This is a genomic window from Streptomyces sp. NBC_01214 (genome assembly GCF_026340975.1).
Classification (GTDB): Bacteria; Actinomycetota; Actinomycetes; order Streptomycetales; family Streptomycetaceae; genus Streptomyces.
The window spans coordinates 1,525,160-1,537,156 of record NZ_JAPEOS010000003.1 but is presented as its reverse complement, the minus strand read 5'-3'; the positions used below and the strand labels follow the sequence as shown (position 1 = coordinate 1,537,156).

Genomic DNA, 11,997 nt, shown 5'->3' with positions numbered 1-11,997 from the left:
CCAGATGTCAAGCCACGGGAGTTCGGGCCATGCCCTGTCCTTTCCCATCCTTTTCCCTGGCAGAGCCAATTCCTCAGGATCGAACAGGAGAAACTCTTGCGCATCGCGATGGTCATGGGCGCCGCTGCCATCGCGGCGTTCGCCAGCGTCATCTACATCCGATACCTATCAAAGACCGGCTGCCGAGATCGGTACATTCTCCCGACGTTCCTCAACCACGGAATCGTTCCGTTCTGGATCGAAATCACCTACGGGTTCGTGTTGGGCGTGAGCCTGGTGCTGCTCAACAACGTGCTGCCGCTATGGGCGGCCTCGCCGTCTTCTTGGCAGCGGTACTGCCCTCCACGGAACTGACACGCCGCCGCCACAATCGCCGTGTCGAAAACCTCACCACATCGGCCGGCGGTTCCGACGCCCCCTAGTTGGTGTTCGACGTTCGCGGCGGTCCCCATGTACCCCACGGGACGTACGGGGCGCACCCGTTACCGGTGGAGCGAGAACAAGTAGGCGGGACCAGTACGGCATTCGGGAGCCGGAGGACGGAGCACGGCGGCGCGGCGACTGCCTTCCTCCCGTCCTGGACGGTGGAATGCGAGTACTCCTCCTGGCCGAGTACGTGGAGGACGTGCTCGGTGGCCCGCTGTCGGTGACCGCGCTCTCGGAGTGAGCGGTACGGCGCCTGCGCGGCCGGCACGGGATCGCCCTGCCCTCCGCGCCGGGCCGGTGACCGCCCCGTACGGACCCGGCCTGCCGGGCATCCCCCGGTAGCGTCGCCGCCATGCGCTACCACCACGTCGACGTGTTCACCGACCGCCCGTACAGCGGCAACAGCCTCGCCGTGTTCCCCGAGGCCGATCCGCTGACCGGCGCCCAGATGCGGACCATCACCCAGGAACTGCGGCACTTCGAGTCCGTCTTCCTCATGCGCGACGGCTCGCCCGGGCGGCCGCGCTCGTGGCGGGCGCGCGTCTTCGACCTCGCGGGGGAGCTGGACTTCGCCGGGCACCCGCTCATCGGCGCCGCCGCCGTCCTGCACGCCCTCCACGGTGCGGCCGACCACGAGGCCTGGACCCTGCGCCTGCCCGACCGTCCGGTGGACGTCGCGACCGAGCGCCGGGGCCCCGGCCTGTACGCGAGCCTCCTCGACCAGGGCGCGGCCGCCTTCCTCGGCCGCCCCGACCCCGACGGCCTGGCCGCCCTCTTCGCCCTCGACCCCGGTGACCTGGACCCCAGCCTGCCCCCGGAGGTGGTCTCCACGGGCCTGCGCTACCTGGTGCTCCCCGTCCGCGGCGGCGCGCTCGCCCGCGCCCGCGTCACGCAACCGCTCGACGCACCCCTGGCCCGCCTCGGCGCCGAGTTCGCCTACCTGCTGGACGCCGCGGCCATGGAGGGCAGGCACTGGAACAACGACGGGATCCTCGAGGACGTCGCCACCGGCAGCGGTGCGGGGTGCGCCGCCGCCTACCTGCGCAGCCACGGCCGGATCGGCGCCGGGGAGCCGGGCCTGCTGCATCAGGGCCGCTTCACCGGGCGCCCCAGCGCGATGACCGTCAGCGCCGACGGCCACGGCCGGGACATCCGCTCGGTACGCGTCGGCGGCGGTGTCGCCCTGGTCGGGGAGGGGCGCCTGCGCGAGCTCCCGCCGCCCTGAGGCCCTCCGGCGGCGGGACGGGCCCACCTCGCGACCGGGGGCCCGTGGACCTAGCCTGAGGGTGTTGCCCGGGGCCCTCGGACGGCAGGAGACCATGCCGTGAAGCCAACCCACCTCCGGCTGCGCCGGGCCTGTGCGGCCGCCGCCGCAACAGGAGCGCTCCTCGCGCCGGCCGCGGGCTCCGCAGCCGGGACGGCCCTTCCCGGGCGCTCCGCTCCCGCCTCCGTGGCCGCCGCCACTCCCACTCCCACCCCTCCCCCGCCCCCTTCCCCGGACACCGGTACGGGCTTCACACCGCTCACACCGGCCGTGGCGGCGCAACTGGACGCGGCCGTGCGTCAGGTCATGCGCGAGGCTCAGGTGCCGGGTGTGACGGTCGGGCTGTGGGCCCCCGGCAAGGGGAGCTACGTACGGTCCTTCGGCGTGGCGAACAAGGCGACCGGCGCGCCGATGGCTCCCGACCTCCACGTGCGCATCGGCAGTGAGACCAAGACGTTCACGGTCACCGCCCTGCTCCAGCTGGTCGACCAGGGGAAGGTGGGCCTGGACGACCACATCGGCGCCTACGTCACGGGGGTTCCGAACGGTGACCGCATCACCTTGCGGGAACTGGCGGGCATGCGCAGCGGACTCTTCAACTACAGCATGGACGGGGACTTCATCACGCAGCTCCAGGCCCATCCGGAAAAGTACGTCGCGCCGCGGCAGTTGCTCGACTACTCCTTCAAGCACCCCGTGCAGTTCGAGCCGGGCGCGGAGTTCGAGTACAGCAACACCAACCTGATCCTGCTCGGCCTGGTGGTGGAGAAGATCACCGGCCGGCCGCTCCACGACGTGATCGCCAAGGACGTCCTGGGACCGGCCGGGCTCCGCAGCACGGTCTTCCCGACGAGCCCGGCCCTACCGGTGCCCTACGCGCACGGCTACACCGACCAGACGGCCTCGGGCAAGGTCGAGGACTCGACCCGCTGGAACCCGTCCTGGGCCTGGGCCGCCGGAGAGATGGTCTCCGACCTCCAGGACCTGCGCAGCTGGGCCCGTACCCTCGCCACCGGCACGCTGCTGAAGCCCGCGACCCAGGCGGAGCGCCTGAAGACCACCCCGATGGACATTCCGGGTGCCGGCTACGGACTGGGCATCTTCGACGTCCAGGGCTGGATCGGCCACAACGGCTCCATCCCCGGATACGAGGTCCTGCCCGTCTACCTGCCGTCGGCGCGGGCGACGATGGTCATCGTCTTGAACACCGACAGCCAGTACAAGGGCCAGGAGCCCAGCACGCTCTTCGGCGAGGCGGTCACCAGCATCGTCACCCCCGACCACGTCTATCCCGGTCACAAACCGGTCGCGCCCAAGACCGGCTGACGGCCGCACGCACGACCGGCCCGGAGTTCAAGCGGACCTTGACGGTCCATCAGCGTCGAATCCCGGACAGAATCGGCCGGGAGAAATTCCGATCGGCCGACCGATTTCACACGGGTGACCGTTCCGGAAACACCTGGTGAAACGCGGTCAACAGGCCGCCGCCAGGGCCGGATCGGCCATGCTCAAAAGGTGCCCGGGTCAACTGTGTTGTCCGACAGATGAGTTACTACCCAGAAGACATGGAACGTCGCTCACAGTTCGGGTAGCTTTCCCTCACGTCGCCGCCACACCCGGGGCACAGGGCCCCATGGGACTAGCGGCGCAAAGGACCCGACCCCTGTTGACGACAGCAACCGAAGTCTTCACAGTCCGGCCGTACACCCCGCATTGCCAGGTGATCAGCACCGAAGGCGATCACGCCGTCATAGGCATTTCCCCGGGGAACAGCTACTTCTCGGCCCAACGCGTCAATGACCTTGCCCACTGGGGCCTGCGCAACTTCGAGCAGGTCGACCTCATCTACACCGACATGCACGTGGCCGAGATGTACGAGGCGCTCGGCTACGGCGAGGACGAAGCGCGACGGAAGGCGGTGAAGAACCTGCGCGGCGTCCGCGCCAAGGTGAACAACGCCGCCGCAGAGGCCGATCCCACCGGCACCCGCCTCCGCGCCCGCCCGATGTCGTCCCTCACCGACATCCCGGCCTACCGGGCGCTCCACGGTCACCTGACCACGCTGCTGGACACCGACCCGGAGTTCCGCAGGACCAGCAACGCGCTGGTCGACGCGTTCCTCTCGTCCAAGGTCCTGAACGGGAAGGCCGCCACCACACGGCAGCGCGACGTGTGCCTGGAGTACGTCTGCGCCGAAATGCCGCTCTTCCTCGACACGCCGGCCATCCTCGGCGTGCCGTCCTCCCTCAATTGCTACCACCAGCTCCTGCCCATGGCGGAACTGCTCTACTCACGCGGCTCGGGCCTGCGCGCCTCGCGCAACCAGGGTCACGCCGTCATCACCCCCGCCGAAGGAGCTCCCGATGTCCACTGACACCCTGCTCGACTTCCCCTTCTCCGCGCGCGGCGACCAGCTCCCGCCCGAGGTCGAGGAGCTGCGCGCCGAACCGGTGAAGCGGGTGCGCACGATAGCCGGGGACGAAGCCTGGCTCGTCTCCTCCTATCCGCTGGCCAAGCAGGTCCTCGAAGATCCCCGGTTCAGCCTGAAGGACACCTCGGCCCCCGGTGCGCCCCGCCAGTACGCGCTGACGATCCCGCCCGAGGTCGTCAACAACATGGGCAACATCACCGGCGCGGGACTGCGCAAGGCCGTCCTCAAGGCGATCAACCCGAAGACGGACGGGCTCACCGACTGGATGCGCGCCCAGGCCACCAGCCTGGTCGACGGTCTCCTGAGCCACGGGGCGCCGGTCGACCTGCGCGGCCAGTTCACCAACCCGTACGCCGAGAACCTGCACTGCCGCATCCTCGGCATCCCCGAGTCCGACGCTCCGCGCCTGGCGGCCAGCCTCGACATCGCGTTCATGAACTCGGCCTGCCCGGTCACCGGCGCCAAGCTCAACTGGGACCGCGACATCGCCTACATGGTGGAGCGCCTCGACGACCCCACCACCACCGGCCTGATCGCCGAGCTCGCCGCCCTGCGCAACGACCCCGACTACGACCACCTGACGGACGAGATGCTCGCCACCGTGGGCGTCACGCTGTTCGGCGCGGGGGTCATCTCCACCATGGGCTTCCTGACCATGGCGATCTTCTCCCTCCTCCAGAACCCCGAGATGTGGGAGCGGCTGCGCAAGGAACCGGAGAAGATCCCGGCCGCGGTGGACGAACTCCTGCGCATCAACCTGTCGATCGCCGACGGCCTGCCCCGACTCGCGCTGGAGGACGTCACCCTCGGCGACGTCGAGGTGAAGAAGGGCGAGCTGCTGCTCGTCCTGGTCGAGGCCGCCAACACCGACCCGGACGTGTACCCCGACCCGCACGTCGCGGACATCGACCGGCCGAACGCCGGCACGCACCTCTCGTTCGGCGGCGGACAGCACTACTGCCCGGCCACCGCGCTCGGCAAGCGGCACACCGAGATCGCCATCGAGGTGCTCCTGGAGAAGATGCCCCACCTGGCCCTCGCCGTGCCGGTCGACCAGCTCGTGTGGCGCACCCGCTTCATGAAGCGCATCCCGGAGCGTCTGCCCGTGCTCTGGTGATCGCGCGGGCGCGCGGGACGACGCGCCTGCCCGATGACGGCCCCGGCCGGGGGGAATCCGGCCGGGGCCGTCCCCCTGCCCGCCCGACCCGAACCGCCCCGGGCGCGGGCGCGCGGACGGCCTAGGTGTATTGCCTCGTTAGGCCAGGAACGTCGCGGTGGTCGCCACGAACCGGTCGGCGTCGTCGAGCCACGGGTAGTGGCCCGCGCCCCGCTGTACGACGAGGGTGGCGCCCGGGATCAGCTCGGCGACCTCGGCCACCGACCGAGGGGGGCTGTTCAGGTCGAACTCCCCTGCGAGCAGCAGCACGGGGCCCCTCCAGGTGGTGAGCGCGGCGCGCGTGGCCCGCGGGTCGAAGGCGCCGTCGGCCGCGAAGAGGGTGACGGCCTCCGTGTTGTCCGGGCGGGCCGCCGCCTGGTGCTGCCGGGCCGCGGCGTCCCACCGGCCGTGGAAGAAGGGGCTGATGGCATCCCAGTCGCTGCCGGTGCCCCCGGTGATCGCCTCCAGCGCCGCGAACGCCTCGGGGAACCACGGCTCGTCCTTCCGCAGCCGCGCGAGCCCCCGCCGGTCCTCCCCGGTGATGACCACGCCGACGGCCCGGGTGCCGGGGGTGATCAGGGCGAGCCGGCGGACCCGGTCCGGGTACCGGGCCGCGTACTGCGTGGCGAGGTTCGCCCCGGCCGAGTGGGCGAGCAGGTCGATCCGGGCGCGTCCGAGGTGCTCGCGCAGGGCCTCGAGGTCCTCGACGAGGCGGTCGCAGCGATAGGAGGAAGTGTCCTCGGGGACCGCGGACCGGCCGGTGCCGCGCAGGTCCAAGGCGATCAGCCGGCGGTGCGCGGACAGGCCCCCGAGGTCGCCGAGGTAGGTGGAGTCCGCGGGGCCGCCCGGGACGCAGACGACCGGGTCGCCGCTCCCGTGGATGCGGTAGGCGAGCCGGGTTCCGTCAGGTGCGGTGAAGGTGGGCATGCCGCGGATCCTGCCAGTCATAACCTGGTTATACAACCTGGTTATGATGCTTGGTGGGCCCCGGTGTATAACCGAGTCGTGGCAGACCGAGAGAGTGCGGAGCATGCGGAGCGTGCGCAGCGGACACCCGGCGCGCTGACCGAGGAACAGGCCGTGCGGATGCTCGCCGGCATGAACGAGGTCATCCGCGCGGGTGAGGAGATGCGGAAGCTGCGCGCCGAGATGATCAAGCTGTTCGCCGGCTTCGGCTGGACCCAGGACACGATCGCCCGGATCGCCGACATGAGTCAGCCCGCCGTGTCCAAGCAGGTGGCGAAGCACGCGCTCGACGACCCCGCGCCACCGATGGGGCTCGACCTCGACCAGTACGACACCCCATGGCTCGAAGGGCGCCTGTGGGGACTCGCGGAGGCGGTCGCCGAGACCCTCGACGCCGCGCGCTGCACCCGCTGCGTCGACGCCCTCGCCCGGGGCCGGAAGCGCTTCACGCCCCGGACCGTCGACGAACTGCGGCGCCTCGTCGAAGCGGACCTGACGCTCCGTCGCGCGGAGCTGCCCGCGGCGTTCCGGGCCGCGTACGACGAGATCAGCCGCGCTCTCGACGTCCCGCCGAAGGCGACGGCCGGCACGCCGGTGACGGTTTCGGCCTCGGTACGCCGCACCCTCGCCCACCAGGTGCAGCGCGACCGGCTCCAGGACGAGCGGCCTCCGGACGAGCGGCTCCCGGGCGGCGAGCACTGATCGTTCCGCCCGCGCCACCCGGACGAACGCGCGGCCGACCGTCCCGTACCGGACAGATGTGCCGCTCGGCCTGCGCGGGCCCGACTCCCGCTGCTGAAGTGGGTGTTGTCAGCACACCGATCCGGAGAAGGAGAAGACCCTCATGCGCATGCGAGTCGGCGGCACCCTCGCCACCACCTTCGTCGGCACCACTGCGGCCCTCGTCGCCCTGCTCGTTCCCGGCACCGCGCACGCCGCCCCGGCGAAGCTCAGCCATGCGTCGGCGGTGAGCCAGCTGAACGCGACGGGCGGCATCGGCCTGTCCTCCAGCGGTGGTTGCAGCAACCGGAACAACAGCACCTGTACCTCGCTGGAGCAGGTCAACGCCGCCACCATCAGCGACGTCATCACCCTGCGCAACGCGAGCCGCTGCGCCCTCACGATCACGGGCGGCACCGAGGTGGGACACGCCTCGGGCACCTACAGCCACTGGAACGGCTACAAGATCGATTTCAGTCCGACCAGCTGTGTCAGCAACTACGTCACCGGCAGCTTCACCCGGATCGCCGACCGCGGCGACGGGGCCGCCCGCTACCGGTCGGCCGCGGGCAACGTCTACGCCCGGGAGGGCAACCACTGGGACGTCACCTTCTGCGGCGGTAGCGCGGCCTGCACCTCCGCGGCCAGTTCCTGAGCGCACCCGGCCGCCGGACGCCGGGCCCGGCGCACCTCCGCCGGGCCCGGCCCGGCCTCACCGTCGGTCCTCTCCCAGCACGGCCCGGATCACGTGCCGGGCGTTGGCCGCCATCGCCGCGTTCGTCGTGCGGTAGTAGGGCAGCGCGATCAGCGCCTGCGAGAGCGTCCTCCCCCGGCCGCGGCGCCAGGTCGCGTCGTCCACGCCGAGCTCTTCGCGGAAGACCGTCCTGGCACCGGCCGGCAGCAGGTTCCATGCGGGGAACAGATCGCAGGCAGGGTCTCCCACCCCCGCGCACCCGAAGTCGATGACCGAGGTCAGCCTCCCCCCGTCCACCAGGAGGTTGCCCGGCATCAGATCGGCGTGCAGCCATACCGGCGGCCCGTTCCACTCCGGGGCCCGCAGCGCGTCCTCCCATACGGCGGCCACTGCGTCGCAGTCGACGCCCTCCGCCGGGATCCCCCGCAGTTGCTCGATCGCCGCCCGGGTCGCCGCATCGAGGGAGGCGAGCGGCCCCCCGCGGTAGGCCTTCGGTGCCCCCGGCAGGGTGATGCTCCGCATGGCCGCCACGAAGGCCGCCAGGTCACGGGCCAGCGCCACGGGCTCCTGCACCGCCCCGGCCTCGGGGTTCTCGCCCGTCAGCCACCGGTACACCGACCACGACCACGGGTAGCCCTGCGCGGGCTCCCCGGCCCCGAGGACTTCGGGGACGGCCGTCGGCAGCCGGGGCGCGAGGCGGGGCAGCCATTCCCGTTCCATCGGCACGTCCTCGGCCCCGCCCGCCAACATCGGCAGCCGTACGACCATGCCGTCGCCCAGCCGGTACATCCCGTTGACCGTGCCGCCCGACGGCAGCCGCTCCACGGTCAGCCCGGCCCACTGGGGGAACTGCCCGGCGATCAGGCGGCGTACGAGGTCTTCGTCGACGGGGTGTGCGTCGGGATGCATCGGTGCGGTGGTCATGGACCACCATCCGATCGCCGACCGCCCACGGGGTCAAACCCTTTTCCCCACCGCACCGGCACCGCAACCCGCATCCGCACGCGCGCGCCGCACCGTTGCCCGACCGGGGGTGTGATCGTTTGCGTGGCTGACGGGACATTCGGGGCAGTCATCGACGGACGGGGCGAGTGGTCGGGTTGCGAGTTGCGCGAAGGACCGTACTGCAGGCGGCATCGGCGGGCGCCCTGACGGCACTGCTCGGCCGCGCGTCCCTGGCGGCGTCCGGCGCGGGCGGCGCCGCTGAGGACCCGGTCAGACTGCGCTTCACCCGGGCGACCAACGGAGCGGCCACCGCCTCCGCCACCGGGGAGCGGGTCGTCGCCGAGGTCCAGGGCGTTCTCTGGTCGCTGCCCCCGGACGGTTCGCCCGCGACCCCGCTGACCCCGCCCGATCTGGAACCCGGCCGCCCGGTGTTCTCCCCCGACGGAAACCAGGTGGCGATGAGCGCCTACCGGGGCGGCACCTTCCACATCTGGGTGATGAACGCTGACGGCTCCGGCCTGCGCCCGCTCACCGACGGCTCGTTCGACCACCGCGCGCCCGCCTGGTCGCCCGACGGCCGCACCCTCGCCTTCTGTTCCGAACGCGGCGGGGATCCAGTGGCCGGGAGCCCGTACCGGATCTGGACCGTCACCGTGACCGGCGGCCCCCCGCGCCGGCTGACGGGCCTGCCCGGGCAGGACGGCCCCGGCCAGGACGGGGAGTGGGAGGACTTCGACCCGGTGTGGTCGCCGGACGGCTCGCGCGTCCTGTTCGTACGCGGCACGCCCACCGGGGAAACCTTGACCTCCCGGACCATCGCCTCCGTGGCCGCGGAACCCGGTGCCGGGGGGCCGGTCCGGGTCGAGCACACCGTCACCGACGGCAGGCTGCTGGCTCCCGCGCTCTCCCCGGCCGGACGCACCGCCTGGCTGTCCGCGGCTCCCGGCCCCCGCAAGGCCGAGACCCTCTCCCTCTTCGCCGACGGCCGTCAGGTCCCCCTCGACGGTGATCTCGCACCCGCTCCCCCGCGCTGGATCGGCGACGACCGGCTGCTGATCACCCTCGACGGGCGGTTCCGGGTGGTCCGCCCCCACCGGGACGCAGGCGCCGACGGCGCCGGCGGCCGCGAGATCCCCCTCGACGCCACCCTCGAAGTGTCCCGGCCCCGCTACCGGGTCAAGGAGTACGTCCTGGAGGCCGAACGGAGCCTTCCCGTCCGGGGCATCCACCTGCCGGCCCTCTCCCCCGACGGCCGCCGCGTCGCCTTCGCCGCACTGAACGCGCTGTGGGTCGCGCCCGTCTCCGGCGGCGCGCCCCGCAAGATCGTCCAGGCCCCCGTCACGGCGTACGTCCAGGGACCGGTATGGAGCCCGGACGGCCGCGCGCTGGTCTACACCGACGACCGCGACGGCCTGAACACCGTGCGCCGCCGGGAACTGGACAGCGGCAGGGAGAGCGTCCTGGCCGCGGGCGGCCGCGTCTACGGGGCCCTGTCGCCGGACGGCACGAGGCTCGCCGCCCTCGACCTCTCCGGGCAGCTCCTCGTCCGCGATCTTACGACCGGGACCGAGACCCCCCTGGTCGCGGCCCTCGGCGGCGGCGGTCTGCCCGGCGCGCCCAGCTGGTCGCCCGACGGCCGCCACCTCGCCCTCTGCGACCGCAACCGGCTCAGCCGGCGCTTCCGCGAGGGCTACAACCTCATCCGGATCGTCGACACCGCCACCGGGACCGACCGCCTGCACGCGCTGGCCCCGCACGCCTCGCTCGCGGACCGCTACGCCTCCGGCCCGGTCTGGTCCCCCGACGGCCGCTTCCTGGCCTGCGTCAGCGAGTCGGCCCTGTGGCTGCTGCCCGTCGGCCCCGACGGCGCCCCGACCGGACCGGCCCGGCGCCTGACCGACGAGCCCGCCGACCACCCTTCGTGGTCCGCCGATTCCCGCACCCTGCTCTACCAGTCCTGCGCCCGGCTGCGCCTGCTCGCCCTCGACGCGGCCGGCGCACCGGCCGGAGCGCCCCGGACCGTACCCGTCTCCCTGAACTACCGGCGCCCCGCACCCGTCGACACCGTCGTGCACGCGGGACTGCTGTGGGACGCCACCGGCTCCCCGCCCCGCGCCGACGTCGACGTCCTGATCAGCGGCGGCCGGATCACCGCCGTCGAACCGCACCGACCGGGCCGCCGCGCCACCCGCACCGTGGACTGCTCCGACGGCACGGTCCTGCCCGGCCTGTGGGACGCGCACGTCCATCCGTACCCCTACACCTACGGGGCGCGCCAGGGCGGCCTGCACCTCGCGTACGGGGTCACGACCGTCGTGTCGCTCGGCGGCTCCGCCTACGAACAGGCCCGGCTGCGCGAGGACATCCGGGCCGGCCTGCTCGCCGCACCCCGGCTGCTGGCGGGCGGGGAGCTCCTCGACGGCTCGCGGGTCGCCTACAGCATGGGGCGCGCCCACCGCACGCGCGCCGGGTTCGCCCGCTCGCTGGCCCGGGCCGCCGCGCTGGATTGGGACTTCGTCAAGACGTACGTACGGGCGCCGTACCCGTACATGGCCGAGGCGGCCCGCTTCGCGCACGAACGGCTCGGTGTCCTGGCCGGCTCCCACCTGTGCGCCCCCGGCATCCGGTCCGGCCAGGACCTGACCACGCACCTGGTGGCGACCGAGCGGGCCGAGTACGGGCACGGCGCCACCCCGCGGGGGCACACGTACCAGGACACCCTGGAGGTCTACGCGCGCGGCGGTTTCGGCCTGATCGCCACCCCGTTCACGGCCCTCCCCCTGATCGGCGCCGATCCGGCGCTCGCCGACGACCCGCGGGTGACGTCCCTGATGCCGCCGTGGGACGTGGCGGCCGTCCGGGCCGCGGCCGCCGGGCCGCCGAGCGCGGAGCAGAGCGCGGCGCTGGAGCGGGAGGTCGGCGTCTACCACCGCGTCATCGAAGGCGGCGGGCAGCTCGCGCTGGGCACCGACGCGCCGCTCACCCCGGTGGGCCTCCACCTCCACCTCTCCCTGCGGGCCCTGCACCGGTACGGCCTGACGCCTGCGGAGGCCCTGACGACGGTGACCTCGGCCCCGGCCCGGATGTTCGGCGTCGCGGACCGGCTCGGCACGGTCGAGCCCGGCCGGATCGCCGACCTCACCCTGGTCGACGGCGATCCGTTCACCGACTTCGACGACCTGGTCCGCGTACGGTCGACCGTCCGCGGCGGGAACCTGCGTGAACGCCCGGCCCTGGAGCGTGCCTTCGCACCGTCCGCCGAGCCCTCGGCCCCGGCCCCGGACCCGGCCGACTGGCGCGCGGTACTGCACCAGATGCTGCGCGACGGCTGCTGCACGCCGCACGTCTAGGCGTTTCGAACGGGCCCGTTGTCAGAGGTTGCTGGCAGCATCGAC

10 protein-coding genes are annotated in these 11,997 nt (G+C 72.6%); 8 read left to right on the top strand and 2 right to left on the bottom strand.

What is annotated here, in order from left to right:
- Positions 1-96: 96 nt before the first annotated feature.
- From OG594_RS43370 to OG594_RS43350, 5 genes are all read left to right on the top strand, one after another.
- Positions 97-354: a hypothetical protein gene (locus OG594_RS43370; RefSeq protein ID WP_266607947.1), complete on the top strand. Its 258-nt coding sequence runs from the start codon at positions 97-99 to the stop codon at positions 352-354.
- A gap of 424 nt (positions 355-778) precedes the next feature.
- Positions 779-1,651 (top strand): PhzF family phenazine biosynthesis protein, encoded by an 873-nt coding sequence (locus OG594_RS43365; RefSeq protein ID WP_266607945.1) that lies wholly within the window; start codon positions 779-781, stop codon positions 1,649-1,651.
- A 99-nt stretch (positions 1,652-1,750) separates the two neighbouring features.
- The gene (locus OG594_RS43360) at positions 1,751-3,016 is read left to right on the top strand and encodes a serine hydrolase (protein ID WP_266607943.1); all 1,266 of its coding nucleotides are present in this window, start codon (positions 1,751-1,753) and stop codon (positions 3,014-3,016) included.
- Between the two features lie 307 nt (positions 3,017-3,323).
- Positions 3,324-4,064 (top strand): tRNA-dependent cyclodipeptide synthase, encoded by a 741-nt coding sequence (locus tag OG594_RS43355; protein WP_266607942.1) that lies wholly within the window; start codon positions 3,324-3,326, stop codon positions 4,062-4,064.
- Positions 4,054-5,238 carry a cytochrome P450 gene (locus OG594_RS43350; protein ID WP_266607941.1) on the top strand — a complete coding sequence of 395 codons (1,185 nt, stop codon included), beginning with the start codon at positions 4,054-4,056 and terminating at the stop codon, positions 5,236-5,238. Before OG594_RS43355 ends, OG594_RS43350 begins: the two co-directional genes overlap by 11 nt.
- Positions 5,239-5,376: 138 nt before the next feature.
- Here the strand turns inward: OG594_RS43350 and OG594_RS43345 are convergent, their stop codons facing one another.
- Complete coding sequence (locus OG594_RS43345) at positions 5,377-6,204, bottom strand: alpha/beta fold hydrolase (protein ID WP_266608869.1); 828 nt, start codon at positions 6,202-6,204, stop codon at positions 5,377-5,379.
- A 78-nt stretch (positions 6,205-6,282) separates the two neighbouring features.
- On the opposite strand from OG594_RS43345, the gene OG594_RS43340 reads away from it, so the two are divergent.
- A complete protein-coding gene (locus tag OG594_RS43340; RefSeq protein ID WP_266607939.1) occupies positions 6,283-6,945 on the top strand; it encodes a sigma-70 family RNA polymerase sigma factor in 663 nt (220 codons plus the stop codon).
- A gap of 142 nt (positions 6,946-7,087) precedes the next feature.
- Positions 7,088-7,618 carry a hypothetical protein gene (locus OG594_RS43335; protein WP_266607938.1) on the top strand — a complete coding sequence of 177 codons (531 nt, stop codon included), beginning with the start codon at positions 7,088-7,090 and terminating at the stop codon, positions 7,616-7,618.
- 57 nt (positions 7,619-7,675) lie between these two features.
- Here the strand turns inward: OG594_RS43335 and OG594_RS43330 are convergent, their stop codons facing one another.
- A complete protein-coding gene (locus tag OG594_RS43330) occupies positions 7,676-8,581 on the bottom strand; it encodes an aminoglycoside phosphotransferase family protein (RefSeq protein ID WP_266607937.1) in 906 nt (301 codons plus the stop codon).
- Between the two features lie 167 nt (positions 8,582-8,748).
- On the opposite strand from OG594_RS43330, the gene OG594_RS43325 reads away from it, so the two are divergent.
- On the top strand, positions 8,749-11,952 hold the full coding sequence (locus OG594_RS43325; protein WP_266607935.1) for an amidohydrolase family protein: 3,204 nt from the start codon (positions 8,749-8,751) through the stop codon (positions 11,950-11,952).
- The last annotated feature ends 45 nt before the right edge of the window (positions 11,953-11,997 follow it).